Here is a 23,458-nt window from a genome sequence, read left to right on the forward strand (position 1 = left end):
CACATCATGCAAGGAAGATCGAAGATCCTTCAGTAGCGCGTCCCACTTTTCAGCGACCATATGCGGACAATACTGACTAGAGCCCGGCTGCACCAGCGCTGGCCCGATCAGGGTAGCGTTCCTCTGAACCGTTCATTCCTGGCCACCTCGGGGCCAATCTCCTAAACAATCATTTCTTGGCCTGGTTAATGTTCGCTCAAGATCCTTCCGCGGGCCTGTCCGCTATGCGAGTAGTGCTGCCCTAATTGGGTGTCGGGCGGTGCCCTGTTTATTGATCTGGAAGTAGCCAGAGTCAGACACCAACCTTAGGCAGCCCATTTCAGGAGCCGCTGCCAGAGTCTTCATTGCCGTCGTGCATAGAATCTCGAGACCGATCTCGACGGCCCTCGACCCACCGACCAGCGTGCAAAATTACAACTGGAACTAGAGCACAGCCGGCACCTAGAACCGCCACGGAGGGCCCGCCGAGCAGATATCCTATGACACCCCCAAGACACGGTGCGAGGATGGTGACTACCCATATTGCGGCGCTCTTTTTCATCACGGTTTCCTTATCGCGTCTGACCTTTTATGCGAGTACGCTGCCGGGGCGCCGAGGAGACCGCCGACCGCCCCCGCTGATCGCCCCGATTCCCAAGCCATTGAATATCGCATGTTGAATCTCTTCTCCAGAAATTTGGTCGCTCAGCGAATTCTAGGAGAAATACCGTGGGATTCGATGGATCTGTTGCATTTATCGGTTCCGGTTGGCATGCGTGTATGGATTTTGCTCTTTCCCGGAGGTGGCTCGCCACGGCCAGTTTCGGCCCGATAGGAGTTGCATTCCTACGGGACGCTCATTCTGTCCGCATTGGGCCCAAGGTGCTGGATCGGCCAGTTTTGGGCCCGTTCAGGGTTGGGCTCACGATCCCCACCTGGGCACAATGCCCCAATGACTTCCGGCGTGCAAGAATCGCGGCATGGATGAGGATGAGCGGCAGACGAGGGAACAATTGATGATCCACGAGGCCCTGGTGCAAGCGATGGATCGGCGCGACGAGGTCTTCCAGGAGATTGAGGATTCAGAGGACATGGACGAAGCAATCCGTCGCGTGGGTCAGCTTTTGGGCGTGGGAGAGCTGGGCAGCCGGTTTGTCCTCGACCTGCAGGCCAGAAGGTTCACCCGAGACCAGCGTCAGGCCATCGCTTCCTATGCAGAAGAACTTCGATCAAAGTTGCGTGATGGCCGCTGAGGACTTCGTGTTCTCCGTCGATTACTGGTTCGGCAGGTAATTAGCCACTTCAGCAGGCCGGCGGGATCTTGTCAGCGTTATGCGCGAACCCTGGCTATTCGTCTTCGGCGCCGTCTTCGTGATCGGATCCGTGTCCACGCTTCTTTGGACGCGCACCTTCGAGCGCAGGAAGAACCGGCTGGGTTGGTCAGAGAAGGGTGAGACCTTTGGCAAAAGGCGCCAGATTCAGTTGGCTGCATGCATTGCAGCGGCCATCGGCACCTTCGTCACTGTTACCTACGGGCTCGGGTTGCCCCCGAGAGCCGGGCGGACTGGCGAACTCGGGCTGATCCTCATTCTCATCTCAATTATTTGGGTCGTCTTCCGCAGGGACATTGCGCGTTATCAATTCCAAATCGCCATGACGATGTTCGGCAAGCTCCGACCTGAGCAGGAACAAGAGCAACATCAGGTGAGGACGATGGAGTCCGTCGGAATCGCATTCGGTGTCTTGCTCTCCATCACAGGAATTTTGTTCCTGACTTTGGACTTGGCGTTCTCATAGCGCTTACCGCTCGCCACCGGTCTTTACCTGCAAGGCTTCAGGATAATCCATTGGCCGCTGCGTTCCTCTTCCTTCCCGTGGGAATGCCCGCAAGGGGTGGCTATCCCTCGGACCGGGCATTCTTCGCCGTTACTGGGCCCGGTGCATGAGTCGGCCATTTTTCGGCCCGGTAAGGGTTGGCTCCATGACTGGCCTGCGCACCGTTGGCGGGGTCCCTTCTGGCTCTGGCTACATGCACGAGGCGTCGCGTGCTGGATGGGACATCTCAAGGACTGGCAAACATTACAAAGCCTGCGGCGAGCAGGAAACCAGCACTCAGAAGGACTGAAATCCACAAGAATTTTTTTAGTTCCCTGCTATATGGTTCGCCTTTGCGATGCGGGTGTTTCGCGATGTAGACGAAGGCGGGCAGCATCACAAAAAGGGAAACCCAAAACAATAGGTCCGCCAACTGCATGTCACACCCCCGTACAGCCGTAGATCTCTGCGCCTGCCAGCCATGCCAAAGACTCAAAACGCAGACGGAGCATGCAAGGAGCCGCCACCTTGGATTCGTACATAGCAGGCTCCTGAATTCTGATGGTGGTTACCGAGGCAAGCCGCGCTGAGTACCCCACTACTCAAAGACTACTCACGAGACATTCTCACGGAATGAGTACGGGATACCCGCTTTCCGCCTCCCTGCACACCCCAAACTGCCCGCATGGGGCACCCTTATCGTGCTCACCACCATGACCGCCATTTTGCGCCCGCTCAGGGTTGCAATCATTTGAACCGCTCATTCCTGGCCACTTCGGCTTCTCCGTCTCGGATAGCCGGTTTTCAGCCCGGTCAGGGTTCGGCTCCCGTCTCTTCTCCAGGCTCGGACAACAATGGCACACGGGCGGCCAGGGGCCTTGTCCCACCGTCGATCCCCTGCAACAGTGGAGCAACCAACTAGCCCAAGCCGCTGCCGCTCCGGCCGTAAACGACGAAGGTGTCTTGGTCACAACAAATGAGAAGCATTGGGACGGGGTGGATATGCCGGCCATGGGATTTGGCTTACTCGTCGTTCTCATGGGCTTGTTTACATTGGCCATTTCCGGCCCACTTTCCAAACTTGTGACCAACTGGAACCTCTTCTTGCGCGAAGAAAACATGGACGCGTACAGAAGTAAAAAGCGTCGCGGCATAAGAATCCTCGCGAAAGTCTGGATTGCCCTGGGGATCTGTCTTATTGTCGAGGGGTTTATTGCATGGATCGTGGGGTCTACCCAGACGGCGGCATAACGACCTGGGCCCTGTTCGCATAGAGACCACTCCACCGCCGCGAGTTGCCCGTTTTCAGCCCGGTCATGGTTGCAATCCTTCAGACCGCTCATTTATGGCTATTTTGGACTCTCGGCCTCGAAGAGCCGATTCTCGGCCCGGTCAGGGTTGCCAAGCGGCCGGTTCCCGTAAGGCGGTGAGGTATGGTCAGCGTTATGCGTGAACACGGGACCGGATTGGGTAATGTTCGGAAGCGTCTGATGTGCCTGGCCATACTGGTCGTTCTCTCCGCACTGTCGGTGGTGTCATGCGCTCCGGATCCTTCCCAGCCGGATGCAGCTACCCGTGAGGACTTCGCAAGAAGCGTAGTGGCAGCTGCCGCGACGGGTTCCGTTGAGCAGGTGGAGAAGCTCGTGCCAGAGGTCTTCGTCAATGTCCGCCCTGAGGCGGAACGCCTAGTCCATTCCGCCCGAGGCTGGGACCCCGCGACCGTCGAGCTCAAGTTCAGCAGGGACTTTCCTGAATTCGCACAAGTTGAGGCTCTGCAACCGGGCGCGACAGCAGGGATCAAATACGAGATCTCTTGGGGCGCCGGGCACTGGAATCTCGTGATGGGAACATCCAGCTACAACCCAACCGGCAACGCCATCCCGGGTAACCCGGGCACGGGCACACCCAAAGTACTCGACCCGCCCAAATAAACCGGATCCATCGGCTGTCGGGCTACCGGGCCACATGGCCAAGGCTTAGCCCGGTGAAGGTTGCAATCCTTTGAACCGCTCGTTCCTGGCCACTTCGGCCTCTCGGTCTCGGAGAGCCGATTTTCGGCCCGGTCAGGGTTCCACGTGGAAACCGCTCCGTCCTCGTCTACGAAGAGGCAAAAGCAATAATCCCTCCTACAACGAAAAATATGCCCACGATCATGTGCATGAATCCCATGGCTCTAATCGTCGGCACGTCGGCGAATGTAGAGCTCTCGGGTCTGATTCCGCGACTTTCCTTGTAGATCCTTGACCAGGTGGTTGCCGTGTCGTTGATGTCCCGGAAGACGTGCAGCCCGAACAGGAAGATTAGTATGCCCGCTCCGCTGACTCCAATGGCCGCCACCCAGTTCGTCCGGGTTGCTGCGACGAGAACGAACGTCGCAAGGAACACCGCGTAGAAGCACCAATAGAACGTCCTTGCCGGTTGAGGCAATTCGGTCAGAAGTCGCTTGATCCCACGGATAGTTTTGATGACGCTCCTTCCATCGCTATTGCAGGAAAACGGCCAACATAGAGCTGACTAGCGCAAGGAGGGCGACCAAAATGATGGCTAATATTTCGGGGTATTTGCTGAAGAACACCAACATGCGCAAGAGCCGGGGCACCCTCTCGCGATTGTTGTCTTCGCGGCCTGCATCTTCTTGGAGCATATGTCACCCCGTCGCCTTGTCCGGGTGTCCGGGGCGAGGCCCCAAGCACCTAGGCTTCATGCTGACAGCCTAAGGTTCCGCGGCAGGCATAACCATACTTTTAGGTCGGTTCCCGTTTATCCCACGGGGCTGAGGACGGAGATCACACCTGACGATGGCGACCTTGACGGGGCGCCCGGTCAGGGTAGCTTTCCCTTGCACAGTGCATACGTGCCATTTTGGGCGAGACGTGCTGAACAGCCAATTTTCGGCCCGGTCAGGGTTCGGCCTCGGGTGGGGGGAAGACAGCGAGAGGTGCCTGTAAGAATGGGGGGCATGCCCGCGCATAACTTTCCGATCAGACGGGTGACCGAAGACCCGGCCCACGTACTCGAGCGCGGTCGGTGGCCTGGTGCCCTGCCTCCTGTCGCCCAGGTTCTAGACCAGGGGCTCGATCTGACTCCGGCCACAATATTCGTCGGCGAAAATGGGTCGGGAAAATCCACTCTCGTGGAAGCCATCGCGCTGGCCTATGGCTTGTCTCCTGAAGGCGGATCCACAGGGGCCCGCCACAGCACCAGATCCACGGAGCCCATCCTTGCCGACCACCTGCAGCTCGTTCGAAACGCCGGCGCCACAAGACGCGGCTACTTCCTGCGGGCTGAAACCATGCACGGCTTCTTCACCTACCTCGAGAAGAACCCGAGCACCTCGGGTCCGGACATCTCCTTCCACGACATGTCACACGGAGAATCGTTCTTGGAACTGGCGGTGGATCGTTTCCGAGGACGCGGATTATGGGTGCTCGATGAACCAGAATCGGCACTGTCCTTCGCGGGATGCCTCAGCCTCCTCGCGGTCCTGAAAGATCTCCTCGCCGAAGGCTCCTCGCAAGTCATCATGTCCACACACTCCCCCGTTCTCGCAGCTCTACCCGGCGCGCAGATTCTCGAAGTCGGCCCATGGGGACTTCGGCAGCAGGAATGGTCGGACCTCGAGCTGGTTTCCAACTGGCGATCATTCCTGGACTCACCTGAAAGATACCTGCGACACCTTTAAGGCAAGTCCGCCCAGGGTTGAACTAGCGCCCTCCCCGCACCGCGCGACATTGGCCGCGAATTTCAATCGGGCAGACAATACCGACAGGAGGAAAAATGCCAGACAACGCCCAAGACGAACAACGAGCCGCTGACCTCGTCATTGTCCCCAACGTCGTTGGGGAACACTTCCTCCAGGCGAGGGAAATAGCGCAAGCTGCCGGCCTGACTCTGGCGAATCCTGACCCCGATGGGCCACCAATTAGCTCGATCGCATGGCCCAAGAATCCGACCATCCAGAGCCAGTCACCTGCGGCAGGTAGCGTTTCCTACCGGAATGACTCCCTCCGCATATGGTTCCGCAAAGGTCTCGAACCCGACATGGCTCGGAAGCTCGAGAACCCGCCACCTTCGATTGACTGGGATCACGCCACGCCGGAAGGCCCAGTCCAAAGCATCGAGCTCAGCAGCGACAGCTCGCCAGAGGAATCGGCCACCTGAAGGTTTCCCCAGCGGTCCTAGGAGGTGGCAATACCCACCCAACTGCTAGCTGACTTGCAGGTGAACCATCCCCGGTTCCCGAAGGTCATCGACCCAAATGCAAATCTTTGCCGACCCAACCGGCACCTCATATTGCGAAAGTTTCTCGCCATAAACCGTCTCCAACGTCAATCGACCCGCTGAACACTGAATTACTTGTGGAGCGAGCTGGATGAGTTCTTGAATGGGCGCCTGCGCTGCGACGTGAATGGTGGTGTCACCGTCCATGTCGTTCGTCCCGCCGATGATCAGGGCATCTCCACTCGCCCAGACCAGCCCTTCTGCGGTGACGTCCGGGAGGGTTGGTTCCTCAGATCCCAACACCAGAAAAATCGCGTTGGGCAACCGTGCTTGGACAATAGCGGTCATCGAATTCTCCTCATCGTTAGCCACATCATTCCATTCGAAAGGCAACCTCAAGGGAACGGAACACGTCCAAGGCGTCCCTGTGGAGGTTCGGCTCACGACCCCACCTACTTGCGGTGGTCACAGCGGGTTGTGTCGCCATGGAAGAATCTGCGCATGATGGACAACTGGGAAAGCCGCGTGCAGGAGTGTTGGGCCCAGGCCGATGACACGGACTCCGCAATCTTCAGGAGCATGAAAACGCTCGTCGATGAACGGCCTGATGGTGATGCCGCGGCTCTGTATGAATGGGCTTCTGTTCACGACTTTCTGGGGCGCGAGACGGAAGCGATACGCCTTTACCGCCTTGCCCTCGACGCTGGTCTCGATGACAGACGACGGCCTCAGGCTCTCATTCAACTCGCCAGCTCACTGCGCAACGTGGGCGAGTTCGAGGCGGCCATTCGAGTGCTCGAGGATGTGGAGGAAAACGACGTCGCCGGGGACGCGCATCGTGCCTTCCTCGCCCTGGCACTGTTTGATGCCGGCCGGCCGGATCAGGCTCTCCGTGTTGCACTCGAGGCCCTGGCCAAGACCCTTCCCCTCTATCGTCGCGCAGTCACAGGGTACGCGGCAGCGCTCGGTCCATATCCTGCCTAGGTCGACGTCCGCGTTTTGATCACACGCTCTGGGTTCCCGGCCTGCCGAGCGCCCGGTGAAGGTAGCTTTCCTTCGGACCCGCCCCTTAGACGACTCTCTGATCTTCAGCGTCAGAGAGAGCCACTTTTCGCCCGGTCAGGGTTCGGCTCAAGGGAAGAGCAGCGCTGATGCATCAGGCCCCACCTTTCCCCCTAGAGCAAAGCCATAAGGTGATCAGATCGAAATAGAGGTTCCGACGAACCCCCTATTTTTGTGATTCGCATATGGAGACAATCAGGGAATGGCACGTTCCAGAATAGGAGGTCGTGAGATGGCACAACAGGATTCGCCGCGTCCGATAACTATGGCCAAGAACCCCCGCCTCGTGCGTCGAGTGATCGTTAGCCTTGGGTGCGCACTACTAGCAGCCCTCCTGACGGTCCCCGCAGGATCCGCCGGTCATTGCGGCTCTGCCACCGCAAACTGCACCATCTACCCAGTCAACGCCGTGGGTGTTCCAACTGCTGACTCGATTTGGATTCCTTTCGCCCTCGTTGTGGGGATCCTCGCCTTCACGATCATTGGATGGTGGAGGAAGTTTTCCAACAGTCCAGGCTGATTTTCAGATGGTGCTGCACTCGGCCGTCTGCGAGACCCTAGAGCCACTCTGAACGGCCCGGTCAGGGTAGCTTTCCTTGCACGGTGCACACGTGGCCATATTGAGGCGAGACGTGCTGAACAACTGATTTTCGGCCCGCTCAAGGTTGGGCAATGCGACTGAGAACTGAGAGTCTCAGCTTGTCTTCCTCAATGGGGCTGTGATCGAAGTCGGAGCAATTGGTACGCCAGCCAAATCGTTCCGACGATTGGCAGAAGAGGGAACGTGGGTCGGCCCGCAGCGACGAGGAAGGCGAAGACGACCCAGAGAATAGCGGTGATGACGGCAAAGGAAATAAGCGACTTGCGGGTAACTGGATAGGACGGCAGGACGATGCCTTCGGCCCGGAGCTTGCGGGTTTCAACCATGGCCCCACGGATCAATGGACCGAAGAGCGCAGCTATACCAGCGATGGCCAACAAAGTACGCCAGGGTTGCGGAACATTGGCAGCGTCCAAGACACTACCTAGCAGCACGCCTAGGAAGAGGAACCACCACAGACCCCACACAACAAGTCGCCGTCGCTTCGGCGGCATGCCCTCCAGCGAATCGGAAGGCCAGGACTGCCATTCATACATTTTGCCGTTCTTACCTGCCTCCGGGTCCATTCGCTTAGCCTAGCCTCAGGACTCACGGTACGACCTCAGGTAGTTGGCGCAGTGCCGCGGATTATCCCGCAGGTGGTTCGGCGGATGACCGCTGGGGTCAGGAAATAGCGCTGAGTTTATGGCCTCGCACACTCGCCCTTTGCTATTCCTAACCTCCGGGACGGCGGCTACCGTTAGCCCAGGACGGGTAGCGGGCCACGCAACGCCTGGTTGCGGATGACGGACATGATGGGCCTAACTGAGCCCGGGAAGAAGCCTCCGAAACCCAGCCGGCGCGTCCTAGTCTTTTGGACGGTGCTTTGGTCCTTAACGTCGGTGTTGTGGTTGACCCTGACGGTTATGGAATTCTCCCGAGGAGACCCTGACTATCTGCATCTCATTCTTTCAGTCATCTCTCTCGTGCTGGCCGTTGCCTACATGGTGGTGTGGCGGCAGTCCAAGAAGGCTCACTCCGGTTCCAACCGGGCCTAGAAACGGGTCTTGCCGCTCGTTCAGGTCGAGCCCGTTGAGGGTAGCTTTCCTCGTGCTGGCTCTTCGTCGCCCCTCTTGTCATTCACGCGCGGCCGGGCCCGATATTCCGCCCTGTCAGGGTTCGGCTCACGATCGTTAATTTGCGCTTTTTGGGGGCCATCGAGGAGGAGGATTCAGTCGGCGTGATTCGTCTGGTGCCGCACGCAGGCATCAAATTCGAGGGCGTTCTCCATCTGCTGAGGCATGCAGTTTTCGAGCGCAAACTGCAAGCGCTCGTGCAACTCAGGGCTCGGGCCGCCATCCATCAGTAGTAGGGCCTCAGCTCGGGCGAAGAGAACCGCGGAGCTCGACCGCTTCCAATTTCCAAGGCTCCCGGTTCGAACCTGTTCGAGCATGCTCTCCGGTCTCAGCAACCGGTCGAGAACTGGCCAGCCCGCAACGTCCAGCTGGAAAACCATGTCCGCGACTGCGGACGTAGCGGAAACAGCATCCGTCATCTCCCACCAGACATCATGGCCCGGTGAGGTCCCCTCCGGATGAAGCCGCTCGCGATAAAGGCCAAGGGATTCGGTGACCGACTTCGGCATTCCAGGGCCCAACTTCACCCGGCTCCAGCGAAGCCAGGGTGCGGGGGCGACTGCCAGGTTGATTACGCACTTCAGGTGTTCCGCCGAACTATAAGATGACGACTGCACGTTCATGACGGCCCAATCGCCTGAAGGCGTCGACTTCCGCCAGGTCGGAGCTGTGCCCTTGAAGCCATGGATCCGGGCTGAGGGACCGAGCACCTCTCGCAACGCAACCTTGAGCGCTTCCTGGACTGTCATTTAGGAACAATCTCATACCCGGTTCGGAAACACCCATATCTCGACGGACGAGCAAAATCCGTGCGTCCTCTGGAGCGGGTCACGTGCTGCGGCGGGTGTGGATGTGATGGTTACATTCGACACCATGCCGCAGAGAGTTCGACTCAGGATCGCCTATTGGAGAGGCATGCCTAGTATTGCCCGATGAAGGAATGGGTACGACATCACCCGTATCTAGCCCTGGCTTTGGGCTACATACTCTTCTTTGTGTTCACGACGGTTGTTTGGTTTGCCCTTGGACAACACGACCTCGAGAACGCCCTCATCACAGCCTTTGTATGGACCTTGGGCTATTGGCTCCTTGCAGTCTTCGAAACACGGCGAAGAAGCAAAACTAAACTCCGCCTCGAAGAACACGACCAAATTATGGCGTATGTCCGCTATCCGGACTCTCCAACCGGTTCACTCAGTAGCATCTGGAACCAAGGGATCGCGACGCCTAGCATGGGATCAATCCGCTTCCAGCCCGCGGTTTACGACACCCTGGAGCCCTCCGGGCGGCCGACCACGATTAAAGTCCTGGATCTGCTCCCAGAGCGCAGAAAAGTTAGTGGCAAGGACCGTAAATACATTCAGGTCTTCGGCATCCAGGCCATGACCCTTTTGACAGACGACGGCAAGGTGGAGATCGCTGCCGCCCCGGAGTCACTGGACAAGCTGATTAAGGTCGTAGGGCACTCGTGAGAGGCGTCAACCGTGATCTGCCACATGGGTTGCAGGCCCGTTAGGGGTAGCTTTCCTGTGGGCGACTCATTCCAGGCAACATCAAGCCCCACACTTCGGATCGACACTCAGGGTTCGTGTTAAGGCCTGTCCGCAAATGGCTGGTACGCACGGTCAGCTCGGGCCCTGTAGGCCTTTACTCCCCAGACGTCAACATCGAAATCATTGCAGAGCTTAGACCTACGTCTAGGATGATGCCTGTCAAAGCCAGACTAATAAGAGCGGTCCGGCGCGAACCCAGCGGCTCGCCTTCCTGACGCGGGTGGCGGGACATGTCTACGGCGTAGGGGACCATCATCAGTACGCCGACGACGAAGATGAGCGTTAGAACTACTTGCGCGCCATTCATGAGAACTCATTCCAATACCAGCCACTGCCGCTTTCAAGGTTCGCCATCCAACTCAGTGCCACCAGATCCTTGGGGGCCCGACGCCCGAGTGGGTCCGACGGTGGGCAGTCAGCGCCTGGTCTCGTACCTGGTTAGGACCACACCTCCGGGGAACGTCCGGTTCTCGACCAGGTCCAGGTTCACCCAGTTGTCCAGGGCTGTGAAGAATGGCGTGCCGCCGCCCACTAGGACCGGATGGGTGACGATCACGTACTCGTCGATCAGTCCGGCCCGCATGGCCGCCGCGGCGAGTGTGGCACCGCCGATATCCATGGGGCCGCCGTCGTCGGCCTTGAGCCGGCTGATCTCGGTGACCGCGTCGCCGGTGACCAGGCGGGTGTTCCAGTCGACCGTGCTGGTCGTCGAGGAGAACACCACTTTAGGCATATCCCGCCAGCGGCGGGCGAACTCGATCTGCGCCGGTGTGGCGTGAGGCTGCTGGTCGGCGGTCGGCCAGTGGGAGCTCATCGTCTCCCACAGTTTGCGGCCGTACAGCGCGAGGCCCGTTGCCCCCACCCGGTCGGACCACCATTGGAACAGCTCATCGCTCGGTGCGCTCCAGCCGAGATCGTCGCCGGGCGCCGCGATGTAGCCGTCGACGCTCAGGTTCATGCCGAAGGTCAAGGTGCGCATGGCGTCAGTCTCCCCTGAGCCGGTATCCGTTGTACAGACCAGCATGGCGCGGAGAATCATCGGTCAGGCCACACTGAGACCAGTTGACCACCACGCCATGCAGATGCTCCGTACGGAAGGATCCTCTCGCAGTCCGCTACCAGGTGGGAGACGGACGCGGCTAAGTTTGCCGATAAGGTGGATCTCCTTTGATTCCAATGGTGAGTCGGCGCCCTGCCCTGAACACGGCAGGGCGCTGACCTGGCGGGGAAACGGGCGTGTTGGGTGGTGCTCAGCTGTCGAAGGCGGCGCGGAAGGCGGCGAGGGCGGTGTCTCCTGATTCCGGGCCCGGGCCGCCGGAGGCTCCGGCCTCGAGGCCGATGACACCGGTGTAGCCGGCTTCTCTTAGGGCGGTGGCCACGGCCCGGTAGTTGACCTCTCCGGTGCCGGGTTCGAACCGGCCCGGGACGTCGGCCACCTGGATTTCCCCGATCCAGGGCAATGCGGCCCGGACGAGTTCGATCAGGTTTCCCTCGCCGATCTGGGCGTGATAAAGATCCAACATCATCTTGACGTTGGGGTGGTCCACTGCCGCAACCAGCGCCATGGTGTCCTTGGCCCGGGCGAGCGGTATGCCCGGGTGGTCAAGGATGGTGTTCAGGTTCTCCAGCGCGAAGGTCACGCCGTGCTTCTCGCCCAGAACGGCCAGGCCTTCAAGGGTGCGCAGTCCGGTCAGCCACATCTGTCCGGTGGAGCGGTGGACGGGACGGACGGCCAGGCCGCCTCCTCCGAGCTCTGCCGGGTGGACCACCATCCGTTCGACACCGAGTTCCAGCGCGACAGGAATCAGCTTTTCCGCCGATGCCAGCACCTCGCCGGCGCTGTCGGGGTCGATGAGGCTGCCGCCGAAGTAGCCGCTCATCGAGGAGAACCTGGCCCCCGTTGCGGCGAGTGCGGCGATGTCCCTGCCCCGGGTGTCCCAGAGCTCAACTTCAAATCCCTGCTCGTGGATCCTGTGCACGCGTTCGATCAGGGGAAGGTCGCCGTAGACCATCTCGGCGCACACGGCCAGGCGGAAACTCACGCCTTTCCACCCGTCACGTGAAGTTCGGGCTCGGCGGGACGTAGCTCCGCGATCGATGCAACATCCACCGGCAGGCCGGTCTCCGCCGAACGGACGGCGGCCAGGGCTATCGTGAGGGCGTTCCGAGCGTCGGCGCCCCCGGGGCCAGGGGCACCGGGAGCCTGGAGGCTGTCGCGGCTGGCCTTCACGGCGTCGACGAAGTGGGCTAGTTCGGCAGTGTAGGCGTCGTGGAAGAGATCCACGTTCAGGCGGACGGTGGCCGAGCCGATGCCGGCGGCGGTGTAGCTCGTGGCGCTAGAGGCCTGCGGCCCTCCCGCGGTGACCATGCCCGCGGAGCCGAACACTTCACCGCGCACGTCGTAGCCGTAGAGGGCGTTAAAGTTCGCCTCGGCAACTGCAATCGCGCCGTTGCTGTAGGTGATGGTCACGACGGCGGTGTCCAGGAGTCCGCCGGCTTTCGCCTCGGGTGCAACCAGGGCGTCAGCCACTGCGTGGACGCGGACGGGGACGGCGCCGGGGTTGAGCCAGTTCAGGGTGTCGAAGTCGTGAATGAGGGTTTCGAGGAAGATCGTTCCCGGCGGAATCCGCTCCGGGTTGGTGATGCCGGCTGTGCTGCCTGGATCCCGGGTCAGGGACCGCAGCAGCTGCGGGGTGCCCACGGCGCCGTCGTCAATAAGCTTGCGAGCCGCGGCGAAATCGGCCGCATAGCGCCGGTTGAAGCCGAACTGGACAACCACCCCGGAAGCATTAGCCGCGTCGAGGGCTTCATCGAGTTCTTCCACCGTGCGCCCGCCGGGCTTCTCACAGAAGGCATGCTTTCCGGCCCGGGCCGCGGCCGCGATCAGACCGGAGTGGAAGCGTGCCGGCGCCGCGATCAGGACGGCCTCGACGTCGGGATCATTGATCACGTCGGCCGGATCAGCGCTGATCTTGGCGACGCCCAGACGGCCGGCCAGGGCCTCCACGGCCGGAAGCGCCGGATCGGCGATTGCTTCCAGGCGGGCGCCGGGGATGCGCCGGGCGACTGACTCAGCGTGGAAATTTCCAATCCATCCCGCCCCGATCAGGCCGATACGGACCGGCCGGTCTTCACTGACCGGATGCTGAAGATAGCTCATGACAACTCCTGAAGTTCGGATCTAGATCGTTCTAGTAGCTCCATGGTGGCATGGCGATAATGGACCTGTCTAGATCGTTCTATAGACTGTCTCCATCAAGGAGGAAACATGACCGATCAGCAGCGCCGCCCCACCCTGATGGACGTGGCCCGCGCGGCCGGAGTCTCCAGGGCGCTGGTGTCCATCGTGATGCGCGGGGCGCCCGGGGCGTCGGAGCCGACACGGCAGAAGGTCATGGAGGCCGCCCGCGAACTCGGCTACCGGCCGGACTCCCGGGCCCGGTTGCTCCGCAGCAGCCGGACCAAGCTCCTGGGCCTGAGTTTCTCCAGCTCCCAGCCCTTCCACACCGAAATAGTCGACGCCGCCTACGCCGAAGCCGCCGCCAGAGGCTACGAAATTGCCCTCAGCGCGGTGGCCAACGGCCGGCCCGAAGAACGGGCCATTGAGGCGCTGCTGGATTTCGGCTCCGAAGCGCTCATCCTGATCTCCCCCATGCTCAGCAACCAGGACCTGGCCCGCTATGCCGGCCAGGTGCCCCTTGTGAGCCTGCTCCGCAACGACGTCGGCGAGTCCGTCGATTCGGTCAGCAGTGATGACCACGCTGGTATCCGGATCGCCGTGGACCACCTCACCGCCCTCGGTCACCGCCGCATTGTCCACGTCGACGGCGGAACAGCCGTCTCCGCAGACCAACGCCGGGCAGCCTTCCACACCGAGATGCTCCGGCACGGGCTGGAACCCGTAACCGTGCCCGGCGGCCCAACCGAAGAGGACGGCCTGAGAGCCGGCCAGTCCCTGATAGGCGACATGCCATCAGCCATCATCGCCTTCAACGACAGGGCAGCCCTCGGCGTCATGGAAAGCCTCCGGGCAACCGGACTGCAGGTACCTACCGACGTTTCCGTCCTCGGTTACGACGACAGCCAATTCGCCCGCCTCAGCTACGTACAGCTCTCCTCCATCAGCCAGGACGCCCCGCTCCTTGCCGCCGCAGCCGTTGACCGCGCCGTCGAACGGATAGAAACCCCCCAACCGCCAGCCCATCTCGTCAGAACACCCCACCTGGTCCTCCGCAGAACCACGGGGCATCCCGCTCCGCAGATGCAGCCCTGATTCGAAGCTGGGACCCGACAGATACTCACAGGACTCGCCGAACATCGGCCTAGGTCTTGCGGCCGAAGGAAGTCCCTTCCACCTGCCAGGAAAGTCCGTCGAGGGGTTACTTGAATTTCTCTGCGGCCGTGTAGCGGGCTGCTTGTACAGTAATGTCGACGCTGACAGCGAAGCTGAGGAACAACGCCAGCAACCCGGCACCAACGGCGACAAAGTAGCTCGCCGGATCAGGCACTGAATCGACGACCGGCTCCATGTAGAACCATATGGTCGCACCGGCACTAATCCCGAGAAGTGCAATGAGGTCAGTCAAGACCCACGCGGCAATTGCAAGAATGACCATCTTCATATCTCCCCCAATTTGGCACGGGCTGCACCCGTCACGTCTTGAATCCTAGCCATCACGTTATGTTGAGGGGATGTGTCCTAGAGGATGGTTCACCGGGACACCACGGTCACAGCTGCCACAAGCGTCGTTTAGCGCGATAAATCTCCGTCTGAAGATGTGTATGCGACTGCGGATACATCATCCTCCGCTTGAAGTTGTGGGCACTTCCTGCACTGACTGCCTATCGAGCAGGTGCCCAACCTTTTCCACGAAGCTTTCGTTGTGAGCCCGAAAAGCCTGCCGCTGTGCAATCGCAAGGGCGACCGGGGACTCAACAACAGTCTCCATCGTGAGCTTGCAGCCAGTTGTGCTGGGTTCCAGAATGTATGTTGTCTGGACCGACGGCTGAAGTGGCGAGCAGATCGATCTGGTTACGGCAGAGCGGTAAGGAACTTCTTTGACAACTTCTACACAAGAAACCTGACCATCTCCAGAAATGAAGCACTGCCGTTCGCCTTCGCCTTCCGGGGTGCCCGGCACTTTGAACGCCTGAGCAGCACCCTCTATCAGGACGGCCACTTGAGCGGGCCGGATAAGCTCCCAAACGGTTTCTGGGGCGTGTTTGTACTCTGCGGTGGCAGATGAATGAAAGGTATGTGGACGGAATGGTTTTCCTGTCAGGAACCGTTGCGTGTTTCTGCCGCGGCGATGGTGGGCCCAGACATAGGGCAGCGTCAGCATAATCCCACACGCCAGAAGCGCGAGAACGACAACGCCGCGGGGGTCCTGCCTTTGCAGCTGGGAGACTCCGTACAGCCCGAGTGCAAAAAATCCAGCTATTTGGAGGATAAATGCATAAACTTCAACTGCTCTCTTCACCAGATAACAGTGACATGGCACTGCGAATGAAGTTGGCAGGATGGCACTAAGAACGGTTGGTGCCGACCCGGATACTCTTTGAGGATGCCCGCGCCCTTCTTCTCCAAATGTCGGGTGTCAGCCCTACCTCCGGTAAGGGATCGGCCAACGGTAGGGCGCGTTGCCGCCCGAAAAGACCGCTCACGATGGCAAAGGGTTCTCCATCCGGAAATCGTGAGAAGAACTGAGCATTGCACCTGAAGTAGGCTTGCGGTGTCCTTCTCGGACCAGCGAATCTTTGGGGGAAGAACTATGGATATTGTCTTGACTGCCGTCCTTGCGGCTATTTTCTTTTATGTCCTCTATGGGGTAATCCGGGCGGCGACGCGAGACGGCATCATTGCGGCCCGGCAAAGCCGGAAGACTGACGCAACTCAGAATGGCCAAGAGATGACGCATGACGAGCCCGCATCTTGACCAATGGCCCCTCAGCGACCTCAAATACCGCCGTTCAGAAGTGACGGCATTCGTCGGAAGCGGCGACGCTGTTTGGGAGCGTGTCGCTCTTGAGGTGCTTCTTTGGAAAGTGAAAACCGCGAGTGGGTTTGTCGTGGACTCCCCAGGTCCGGTATCGCCGGGCGACCGGGTCGTCGTAACTGCGCGCCTGTGTGGCCTCTCCGTCGTCGAACCAGTCGAAGTGGTAGACGTCGTCCAAGAACCGGACAGATCGGGGTTTTCGTACCGCACTAGGCCGGGGCACCCCGTCGATGGCGAGGAAGCCTTTTTGGTACACCGTAGTGGCGACGAAGTGCACCTCACCATTCGCTCGCTCACGCGAGCAGCTCCTCAACAACCATGGCGATTGCTTTTCCCGCTCCTCCTGATTGCACAGCGGATCATTCAGAGGCGGTACCTGCGCGCGCTGCGGTGATAGTCCGAGAGGTGCCGCGTACGGCTCGAGGACGTCACTGCTGATAAACATTCGAAGGGGATTGATGTGGACGATGACGAGGTAAGTGGCTGGGTACGGCTGCTGCGCCGGGCACCGAGGTGGGCTCTGGTTCTGGGAATCGCCGTCGTATACACAGTCTTCATGCTTGGGATGAAACTCCTCCAGGGAGAGCAAGTGGAGCCAATCGAGATCGCCGTCACGGGGGCGTTGGGCCTGGCGGTGGGCGGCTTTGCCTTGTGGTTCACCCGCCGGCAACGTGCCAAAGAAAGGCAGAAGCCCGAAGGCTGGCCCACTGGGACCAACCTGAAACAGGCGGTATCGAAAGGGCGCCTCCCGGAAGGCGCCGCCGCTGAACAGTGGATTCCCGAGTTGACCAAGATCGCCGCCCAAGAGCGCTACATGATCTGGGCCGGGCCTCTGCTGTTTGGTGCATTTGCCGCGATGGGCGTTTTCCTGACCCTCGAGAATCCGGATCACCCCTGGTTCTGGGTACTCGCCACCATCGGGTTTGCCGGTGTAGCCCTCTGGTATCCGATATGGATCCCGAGGCGCAGGACACGCATCGAAGGACTTATCGCCCAGTTTCCAGATGGAGGACATCTCATGCCCGACGAATCCATACCCGAAAACTAAGCTGATTACCGGCCAGCATCGGTGAAAGAGCCGACTGTCGGAGTGGCGGAAGACGGCCTTGGGGGTTCGGCTGATCCGGTCCCCGAGCAACTGGTTTCGATATAGACCCGCTCTTCTTTGCCAGGGCCACGGAAGCCGGTTAGCCCACGGGCTCTCTACCGAGGAGCAGAGTTAACGAGCTCGAAGTGTTCGACCAAGGGAAACGGTTTGTAAAATCTGTGCAGTAGTTGCCGCCACTGCTGATATTGCGGGGATCCCCTGAAACCAACGGTGTGGTCCTCCAAACTGTCCCACTGCACAAGCAGCAAATATGTGCCGGGAGTTTCGATCGAACGCGAGAGCGACAACGAGACAAAGCCTGGCATCGACGCAATAACCAACCGAGCGCGATCGAAGGCTGCCTCAAAATCGTCTTCTTGGCCGGAAATAACGGGAAGCAGCGCGTGCTCGGTAATCATTGGGCAAGTCTCGCAGGTTCGGACAGATCGTCAGATATCTAGGATGCGCCGCTTTGCGGCAACGAATTCTTCTGCGGTGAGAGCGCCCTGGGAATAGAGGTTTGCTATAAGGGCAAGATCAGCCGCCACAGATTCTTTTGCGGCTGCCTTATCTGCGTTCCTGATGTGATGCTTTCCTGCCCGAACGGGAGCGGACGCTTGCTTCGTCTTGTTTTTGGTCATTGCATACCAAACCAGCACGACGGCGCCGAGAGCTGCTACCGCGATGCCCAAGGGCATGGACAAATACAAATTTGACGCGGTTCCTATGACCGCGATTGCCATTCCGACCCCAGCTAACCCGACACCGGTTACCCATCGCGCTGTCTGACGGAGGGGGTGCTTCCCTCTGAACTCAAACAAATACCCGCCGCTCGGAACCGTGTGTTCGTTCATGTGGTGAAGAATAGCCCCGTGTCCAGACGTTGAACATCCCTCAAGGGCGGCGCAGTGCTCTCGGTTGGCTCCACCCGCGAGTGTTGCAGTCAAGCAGGGGCAGCCATCTTGGCGCTGCACGCCGTTGGTCGTATCGTGGCCGCATGTCAATCCTTTTGGAGGCAATCGGGGCTGTGGTTCAGGCGGTCATAGAGGCCGCGTCCGACGTGCTATTCCGGAGCCGCGGAGACAAAGATCAGGACGACGTTTCCGACGAATAGGCAGCCGAGTTCTCTTGCTCTTCCCGGATTTCAATTGTGAGCGAGGGAACTGGTGGCTTAGCCAATTGGCGGAGCTCGCCTAATGTGACCTCGGCGGGCTTGACGAAGTCCGCGTCCGGCAGGAAATGCACGATCGTTCCTGTCGTGCCGTCCCCGGGAATATCGGTTAGACCTGTCACAGGTATGCCATGCTCGTAGCGCTGAGTCCAGGACCCATTGAGCCTGCGGTTGGTATGCGCGAGCCAGGTGCTAAGTGCAGCGACAACCGACATCCCGCGCCGCGGCAGCCCGTCCGGTAGCCCTACATTCTCCCGGGAATCGAAGAACCGAATGTCCTTGGTGGCCATCACTGGCTTTCGGACCGTCCGGCCGTGGTCGTCGGTGCGTGTATCAGTCCCCCGCCCAGTGTCCGCGACGGACACTGATCCATCCGAGTGAACTGTGATCGTAATATGCGCTGGCCTGCCATGGTGTTCGGCCTCGTCTACTGCATAGGCAAGCACTTCAAGAATCAGGTGAATTGTCCCCTTCCGCGCGTACACCTCCGCATTTCTCTGAATTTGGGCAAGATGATCACGATCCACCTGCTTGAACCAGTCGTGTGTCGTGATTTCCCAGGCGTCCCTAGAAGTTTCCATGTGGAACAGTATTGCAAGCCGCGCTCGCCGCAACCCTGCGAAACACCCTGTCGCCATACCTCACTCAGTCCAAGTTCGGTTTTTCTGCCCTGCCTGTAACTTCAGGCGAGCTCCCGGAAATTTAGATATCAAGCGGGACATTCAGCCCGCCGTCACAGATATTGGGGGTTACAACAATGAATTCCAATCGCGCCGGAATCTTCACGGCCGTCACGATGGCGAGTTTCGCCGTCGGCCTTGTACTTGCCGGATGTGGGCTTCAGCCAGGAACTGGCTCTGCCGCCGCCTCGAACGTAACCGTGAACGACACGGCCGAATCCACGCCAGCGCTGGCATTTCTATCAGCTGCTTCCGCGGCACCGGCGGGTCCTGCCGCCAGTGCGGTATCAGCGTCAGCAGTGCCCGCCTCGTCGGCGAAGCATGCAGCTCCGGCATTGAAAACCTTCACATTCCCGGACGGACACATCTCCTTCGCCTATCCGGAGGCATGGACGGTGCGAACCGTGCTCCCGCCTGCAGGCCTCCCCGGCATGGAAGCGATCGTCACTGACAGTGCAGGCAATGATCTGCTCTCCCTGGTAAATGGCATGACCGCTGGTTGTGCTGGCGGCCCCGTATCCCGTCGCGTATTCGATCAAGCGGCTGTTCCTGGAATGGCTGCACCGGACGGCACCGGGCCCGTTTTTGGGTTCGTCGTGGAGTCCTATGGTGATAGTGAGGCCTACTTCATGGGGCTAAGCGATCCCCGCTCCCTGCAGCAGGGTGAGGGCGTCTCATCGTGGTGCAATCTCGTGTCAACGGCTAACGGCGGCCTGAGCACCCGTGTTCTGTTCAACGACCCCGCGTTCCCAAACAGGGGCGCAGCCAGGGCCTGGATGGCAGCTGATCAATACGCCCAGCTCAAGGCGCTGCTGATCAGCCTGACCTACGCCTGACCCTCGCGTTGCGATGAACGATAGCCCGCCGGACGGTGAACCGGCGGGCTATCCACCGGGGCCGCATCTTCCCTTCCTCAGAACAAAGGAGGATCGAAGCAAAAACCCACCCCTCCAGATAGCTACGTTTCCCGCAAGAAACGATGCTTAGATGGACCACATGGGGAGCATGACGGTGGTTGAGGAGCTGCGTGAGCACTACGCAGCAGTGGTCGGATCCGAGCCGGAGTATCACGAGATGCGTACCCGTTCAGGCGAATCCCTGGGCGTCTTCGAGTGGCCAAAGGGTACGAGCCGGATGGGCGTCCACCTCTATGCGTCGGCCGGCGCCACCCGCCACGGCCCGGGTGCCAGGCAGCACGCCGTTGAGCTCTTCTTGGGGGTTAACACGGGTTCTGAGGCGGTAAAAGAGGCCTTCGCAAACATGACTTTGAGCGTCCAAAAAAGCAACACTGTGCCTCAACACGGCGTGTTCGTCGCAGGCAGTTGGAAAGTCATCAAAGGACGGAAATTCACGGGATGGGTCCTCACTGAACGTCCCGATGACCTGATTCCGGAGCTCCAGCTGACCACCGGCCGGCACGTTGTATTTCTCGACGCTCTGCCGGTCTTTCCCGAGGAGGCCCAGTACAGGCACGGCAACCGATCCGACGAGCTTTTCGGTATCTGGGAAGAGACCGGCGTCGAATCCTGGAACCTCGACAGAGACCTGCCAGCGGGGATCGAGAGGCGCCGAATCCTTCGCAGGCCCTTGTGGTTCCTGCGAAACGGGAGGCCCTAATTGGCGAGTGGCACTGGTCCGCGAGCCAGCTTGGGTAAGGACGTGTGGCCGCAACGACTCGTTGACTAGTGCGTGAGTCGGCTCGGCGTCACCAACCGCCGCGCGTCGGCGTATGTCCCTTTCTGGCGTCAGCGGGCATTGCCATTTCGGCCCGCAGGCCCAGCAGCCGGATTGGACGCCCGGCTTCGATTTCAGCTGCGAGGTCCAAGGTCCGCGCGAGGATTTCGTGCCGGTCGAACGTCTCGGGAATCTTTCTCGCGTGGGTCTTCGTGAAGAACGGCGCATAACGAATCTTGAGGGTCAGCCCAATCACCGGCCGTCCTTCGGCCACAACATCCTCGAGGACACGCGCTGTCAGCTCCCTCAGGGCGTCATCCACCTGGGCGGGCTCAGTCAGGTCCCATTGGAAGGTGATCTCCCGGCTGTGCCCGCGGGGAACCCACGGGGTATCGTCCACAACGCTGGCGCCGTCCCCGCGTCCGAGCTCCGCATACCAAGGACCCATCCGGGGGCCGAACTCCGGGACCAGGTCTTGGGGGTCGCACGCGGCCAGCTCGGCGACGGTGTTGATGCCGAGTTTGGCCAGCCGGCCCGACACTTTGGTTCCGACGCCCCACAGGTCCATAGTCGGACGGGTGCCCATGACCTCCAGCCAGTTCGCGGCAGTGAGGCGGAAGACACCCGCCGGCTTGCCGAAACCGGTGGCGACCTTGGCTCGAACCAGGGTATCGCCGATGCCCACGCTGCAATGCAGCTGCGTCCGCTCCAGGACAGCGGCCTGCACCTCCCGGGCGTAGGCTTCCGGGTTCTCTGTCTCCACGCCAACAAAGGCTTCATCCCACCCCAGCACCTGCACCGTGGCGCCGGGCTGCGAGCGTAGGGTTGCCATCACTGTTTCCGATGCGGCGAGGTAGGCTTCGTGATCGACGGGCAGGATCACAGCGTCGGGCACTTTCCGGGCCGCAATGCGCAAGGGCATTCCGGAACCCACGCCGAACGCCCTGGCTTCGTAGGACGCGGTCGACACCACAGCTCGTTCCGTGGGGTCGCCCCGGCCGCCGACAATGATCGGTTTGCCCGCAAGCTCCGGCCGCCGGAGCACTTCGACAGCCGCGATGAACTGGTCGAGGTCGACGTGCAGCACCCACCGGATTCCGCTCACGCCACCAGTCTGCCTTAAACATCCTTGGCTGGCATCGACGTGGTTTAGACCAAGTCACTGCCTCGACCCTGCTTGAGGTCGTTGGGCCCTCCATCGTTGTCCCGTTGCTGACCCGGGTCGCTCTGACCGGGATGCCTCTCCTCGTGCGGGGACCGGCACGGATGCATGCATCCATTGCGGCTACTGTTGCCCTCGCCGTCTTCACTTTCCTCGCTTCCGCAACCATTGGCTGGTTGTACGTGCCCGCCCTGGCGGCCGCGCTGGCCTCCGCAGTGGCCCCGGCTAGAAAGCCGTGGCCTCAGCCGTCGGCGAGCCAGGGTGGCAGCCCATCGAGACAGTCAACTGATTAAGCGCTGGTCAACCAGACCACGGTGTGCTGTGATGTTGACCAGCTGAGACTGAGCGCACACAGCGCGCGGCGGCGATAAGGCGATGCCGTGACGCGGCGGCTAGTTGGCTGGACAAGCCTCAGGAGGCGATGACGATGGCTTCCATGGATGGAACCGTGGCCCTGGTGACGGGGGCAGCGAGCGGCCTGGGAAAGGCCGTGGCAACAGGACTTGCCCGCGAGGGCGCGCTGGTCGTGGTGGTGGGGCGATCAGGGCCCCGGGCGGAAGAAGCAATGAGGGGCATCCGCCAACTCGTCCCTGACGCCCGGCTTGAGCCACTGGCCTGTGACCTCTCGGTCCAGTCCTCAATCCGTGCGGCCGCCGCCGAGTTCCTGTCGCACCATGACCGGCTCGACGTGCTCGTCAACGCAGCGGGCGTGTTCCGCAAAGAACGCCACGAGACCCCCGACGGGCTCGAACTGACCTTCGCCACCAATGTGATGGCTTACTTCCTGCTGACCAATCTCCTGCTCGACGCGCTCAAAAACGCCGCGGCCGTGGCGGATAGAGACGCCGTCCCGGAAGGGAACGCCGGAGTTGCTGGCCAGCCGTCCGGTGCGGCGCGAACGTCCCGGATCGTGAATATCGCGTCCAAATACGGCAACACCAAACCCAAGTTCGACGATCTCCAGACTGCCAAGGGCAGGTACAGCTACCTGCGCTCGACCCCGCCCACAATGCTTGCCCGGGTTCTGCTCACCAAAGAGTTCGCTGAACGCCTGCACGGCTCGGGCGTGGTGGCGAACGCCGTCCATCCGGGACTGGTCAAGAACACATCGCTGCTGCTCGACGTCGGCGGCCCTTTTCGCTGGATCACGAACGCCCTCGGTGCTCCCGCCGAAACGGCGGCAGACACAGCGCTTTGGCTTGCCATGTCGAAGGAAACGGCGGCAGTCTCCGGCAAGCTCTGGGCAAAGCGCAAAGAGCTCCCGACGCCGGGCATGGGATCGGATCCCGAAGCCCGCAAGCGCTTGTGGGACGCCTGCTCGCACCTTGCCGGGCTCCCGTGA

27 protein-coding genes are annotated in these 23,458 nt (G+C 60.6%); 15 read left to right on the plus strand and 12 right to left on the minus strand.

The features are described from left to right. Window positions 1-959 precede the first annotated feature (959 nt). The 6 genes from AC6JAC_RS19675 (at window position 960) to AC6JAC_RS19700 (ending at window position 5,955) form a co-directional block, all read left to right on the plus strand. Window positions 960-1,232: a DNA gyrase subunit A gene (locus AC6JAC_RS19675; RefSeq protein WP_497966220.1), complete on the plus strand. Its 273-nt coding sequence runs from the start codon at window positions 960-962 to the stop codon at window positions 1,230-1,232. A gap of 79 nt (window positions 1,233-1,311) precedes the next feature. Then, window positions 1,312-1,776, plus strand: coding sequence for a hypothetical protein (locus tag AC6JAC_RS19680; protein ID WP_497966222.1), 465 nt, complete (start codon window positions 1,312-1,314; stop codon window positions 1,774-1,776). Window positions 1,777-2,757: 981 nt separating this feature from the next. Continuing rightward, window positions 2,758-3,045: a hypothetical protein gene (locus AC6JAC_RS19685; protein WP_497966224.1), complete on the plus strand. Its 288-nt coding sequence runs from the start codon at window positions 2,758-2,760 to the stop codon at window positions 3,043-3,045. A gap of 182 nt (window positions 3,046-3,227) precedes the next feature. Then, complete coding sequence (locus AC6JAC_RS19690; RefSeq protein WP_497966226.1) at window positions 3,228-3,725, plus strand: hypothetical protein; 498 nt, start codon at window positions 3,228-3,230, stop codon at window positions 3,723-3,725. A gap of 1,028 nt (window positions 3,726-4,753) precedes the next feature. Continuing rightward, window positions 4,754-5,476 carry an AAA family ATPase gene (locus tag AC6JAC_RS19695; protein ID WP_497966228.1) on the plus strand — a complete coding sequence of 241 codons (723 nt, stop codon included), beginning with the start codon at window positions 4,754-4,756 and terminating at the stop codon, window positions 5,474-5,476. 95 nt (window positions 5,477-5,571) lie between these two features. Beyond that, window positions 5,572-5,955, plus strand: coding sequence for a PASTA domain-containing protein (locus AC6JAC_RS19700; RefSeq protein ID WP_347895788.1), 384 nt, complete (start codon window positions 5,572-5,574; stop codon window positions 5,953-5,955). 45 nt (window positions 5,956-6,000) lie between these two features. Here the strand turns inward: AC6JAC_RS19700 and AC6JAC_RS19705 are convergent, their stop codons facing one another. Further along, entirely contained in the window at window positions 6,001-6,363 is a 363-nt protein-coding gene (locus AC6JAC_RS19705) for a hypothetical protein (RefSeq protein WP_497966230.1), read from the minus strand. Between the two features lie 153 nt (window positions 6,364-6,516). Here AC6JAC_RS19705 and AC6JAC_RS19710 point away from each other — a divergent pair, with 153 nt between their 5' ends. Continuing rightward, entirely contained in the window at window positions 6,517-6,999 is a 483-nt protein-coding gene (locus AC6JAC_RS19710) for a tetratricopeptide repeat protein (protein WP_497966232.1), read from the plus strand. Window positions 7,000-7,785: 786 nt separating this feature from the next. On the opposite strand, the gene AC6JAC_RS19715 is transcribed toward AC6JAC_RS19710, so the two are convergent. Further along, window positions 7,786-8,244 carry a hypothetical protein gene (locus AC6JAC_RS19715; RefSeq protein ID WP_497966234.1) on the minus strand — a complete coding sequence of 153 codons (459 nt, stop codon included), beginning with the start codon at window positions 8,242-8,244 and terminating at the stop codon, window positions 7,786-7,788. A 339-nt stretch (window positions 8,245-8,583) separates the two neighbouring features. Between AC6JAC_RS19715 and AC6JAC_RS19720 the strand changes: the two genes are divergently transcribed. Beyond that, complete coding sequence (locus AC6JAC_RS19720) at window positions 8,584-8,715, plus strand: hypothetical protein (RefSeq protein WP_497966235.1); 132 nt, start codon at window positions 8,584-8,586, stop codon at window positions 8,713-8,715. A gap of 173 nt (window positions 8,716-8,888) precedes the next feature. Here AC6JAC_RS19720 and AC6JAC_RS19725 read toward each other — a convergent pair whose 3' ends face one another. Further along, the gene (locus AC6JAC_RS19725) at window positions 8,889-9,542 is read right to left on the minus strand and encodes a DUF4304 domain-containing protein (protein WP_497966237.1); all 654 of its coding nucleotides are present in this window, start codon (window positions 9,540-9,542) and stop codon (window positions 8,889-8,891) included. A gap of 183 nt (window positions 9,543-9,725) precedes the next feature. Here AC6JAC_RS19725 and AC6JAC_RS19730 point away from each other — a divergent pair, with 183 nt between their 5' ends. Next, a complete protein-coding gene (locus AC6JAC_RS19730) occupies window positions 9,726-10,265 on the plus strand; it encodes a hypothetical protein (RefSeq protein ID WP_497966239.1) in 540 nt (179 codons plus the stop codon). Window positions 10,266-10,761: 496 nt separating this feature from the next. Here AC6JAC_RS19730 and AC6JAC_RS19735 read toward each other — a convergent pair whose 3' ends face one another. From AC6JAC_RS19735 to AC6JAC_RS19745, 3 genes are all read right to left on the minus strand, one after another. Next, window positions 10,762-11,325 (minus strand): dihydrofolate reductase family protein, encoded by a 564-nt coding sequence (locus AC6JAC_RS19735; protein WP_497966885.1) that lies wholly within the window; start codon window positions 11,323-11,325, stop codon window positions 10,762-10,764. A gap of 271 nt (window positions 11,326-11,596) precedes the next feature. Next, a complete protein-coding gene (locus AC6JAC_RS19740) occupies window positions 11,597-12,388 on the minus strand; it encodes a TIM barrel protein (RefSeq protein ID WP_497966241.1) in 792 nt (263 codons plus the stop codon). Beyond that, window positions 12,385-13,506 (minus strand): Gfo/Idh/MocA family oxidoreductase, encoded by a 1,122-nt coding sequence (locus AC6JAC_RS19745; RefSeq protein WP_028272648.1) that lies wholly within the window; start codon window positions 13,504-13,506, stop codon window positions 12,385-12,387. The genes AC6JAC_RS19740 and AC6JAC_RS19745 overlap by 4 nt, the downstream gene beginning before the upstream one ends. 108 nt (window positions 13,507-13,614) lie before the next feature. Between AC6JAC_RS19745 and AC6JAC_RS19750 the strand changes: the two genes are divergently transcribed. Next, complete coding sequence (locus tag AC6JAC_RS19750) at window positions 13,615-14,619, plus strand: LacI family DNA-binding transcriptional regulator (RefSeq protein ID WP_497966243.1); 1,005 nt, start codon at window positions 13,615-13,617, stop codon at window positions 14,617-14,619. Window positions 14,620-14,725: 106 nt separating this feature from the next. Here the strand turns inward: AC6JAC_RS19750 and AC6JAC_RS19755 are convergent, their stop codons facing one another. Together AC6JAC_RS19755 and AC6JAC_RS19760 are read right to left on the minus strand one after the other, a co-directional pair. Further along, on the minus strand, window positions 14,726-14,968 hold the full coding sequence (locus tag AC6JAC_RS19755) for a hypothetical protein (RefSeq protein ID WP_454697509.1): 243 nt from the start codon (window positions 14,966-14,968) through the stop codon (window positions 14,726-14,728). 177 nt (window positions 14,969-15,145) lie between these two features. Beyond that, window positions 15,146-15,826: a hypothetical protein gene (locus AC6JAC_RS19760; protein ID WP_497966246.1), complete on the minus strand. Its 681-nt coding sequence runs from the start codon at window positions 15,824-15,826 to the stop codon at window positions 15,146-15,148. Window positions 15,827-16,262: 436 nt separating this feature from the next. Here AC6JAC_RS19760 and AC6JAC_RS19765 point away from each other — a divergent pair, with 436 nt between their 5' ends. Together AC6JAC_RS19765 and AC6JAC_RS19770 are read left to right on the plus strand one after the other, a co-directional pair. Next, window positions 16,263-16,736, plus strand: coding sequence for a DUF1990 family protein (locus AC6JAC_RS19765; RefSeq protein WP_454697508.1), 474 nt, complete (start codon window positions 16,263-16,265; stop codon window positions 16,734-16,736). Between the two features lie 66 nt (window positions 16,737-16,802). After that, the gene (locus tag AC6JAC_RS19770) at window positions 16,803-17,390 is read left to right on the plus strand and encodes a hypothetical protein (RefSeq protein WP_454697507.1); all 588 of its coding nucleotides are present in this window, start codon (window positions 16,803-16,805) and stop codon (window positions 17,388-17,390) included. A gap of 155 nt (window positions 17,391-17,545) precedes the next feature. On the opposite strand, the gene AC6JAC_RS19775 is transcribed toward AC6JAC_RS19770, so the two are convergent. From AC6JAC_RS19775 to AC6JAC_RS19785, 3 genes are all read right to left on the minus strand, one after another. Next, on the minus strand, window positions 17,546-17,848 hold the full coding sequence (locus AC6JAC_RS19775) for an antibiotic biosynthesis monooxygenase family protein (protein ID WP_028272653.1): 303 nt from the start codon (window positions 17,846-17,848) through the stop codon (window positions 17,546-17,548). Between the two features lie 30 nt (window positions 17,849-17,878). Further along, the gene (locus tag AC6JAC_RS19780) at window positions 17,879-18,283 is read right to left on the minus strand and encodes an SHOCT domain-containing protein (RefSeq protein ID WP_156037213.1); all 405 of its coding nucleotides are present in this window, start codon (window positions 18,281-18,283) and stop codon (window positions 17,879-17,881) included. A gap of 235 nt (window positions 18,284-18,518) precedes the next feature. Next, window positions 18,519-19,181: an ATP-binding protein gene (locus tag AC6JAC_RS19785; RefSeq protein ID WP_497966249.1), complete on the minus strand. Its 663-nt coding sequence runs from the start codon at window positions 19,179-19,181 to the stop codon at window positions 18,519-18,521. Window positions 19,182-19,357: 176 nt separating this feature from the next. Here AC6JAC_RS19785 and AC6JAC_RS19790 point away from each other — a divergent pair, with 176 nt between their 5' ends. Both AC6JAC_RS19790 and AC6JAC_RS19795 read left to right on the plus strand, forming a co-directional pair. Continuing rightward, complete coding sequence (locus AC6JAC_RS19790; protein WP_497966251.1) at window positions 19,358-20,116, plus strand: hypothetical protein; 759 nt, start codon at window positions 19,358-19,360, stop codon at window positions 20,114-20,116. A gap of 151 nt (window positions 20,117-20,267) precedes the next feature. Next, complete coding sequence (locus tag AC6JAC_RS19795; RefSeq protein ID WP_497966253.1) at window positions 20,268-20,897, plus strand: suppressor of fused domain protein; 630 nt, start codon at window positions 20,268-20,270, stop codon at window positions 20,895-20,897. 88 nt (window positions 20,898-20,985) lie between these two features. Here AC6JAC_RS19795 and AC6JAC_RS19800 read toward each other — a convergent pair whose 3' ends face one another. Further along, on the minus strand, window positions 20,986-22,059 hold the full coding sequence (locus tag AC6JAC_RS19800; protein ID WP_497966255.1) for a DNA polymerase IV: 1,074 nt from the start codon (window positions 22,057-22,059) through the stop codon (window positions 20,986-20,988). A 484-nt stretch (window positions 22,060-22,543) separates the two neighbouring features. On the opposite strand from AC6JAC_RS19800, the gene AC6JAC_RS19805 reads away from it, so the two are divergent. Then, window positions 22,544-23,458 (plus strand): SDR family NAD(P)-dependent oxidoreductase, encoded by a 915-nt coding sequence (locus AC6JAC_RS19805; RefSeq protein ID WP_497966257.1) that lies wholly within the window; start codon window positions 22,544-22,546, stop codon window positions 23,456-23,458.

Source organism: Arthrobacter sp. KUASC02 (genome assembly GCF_059739395.1).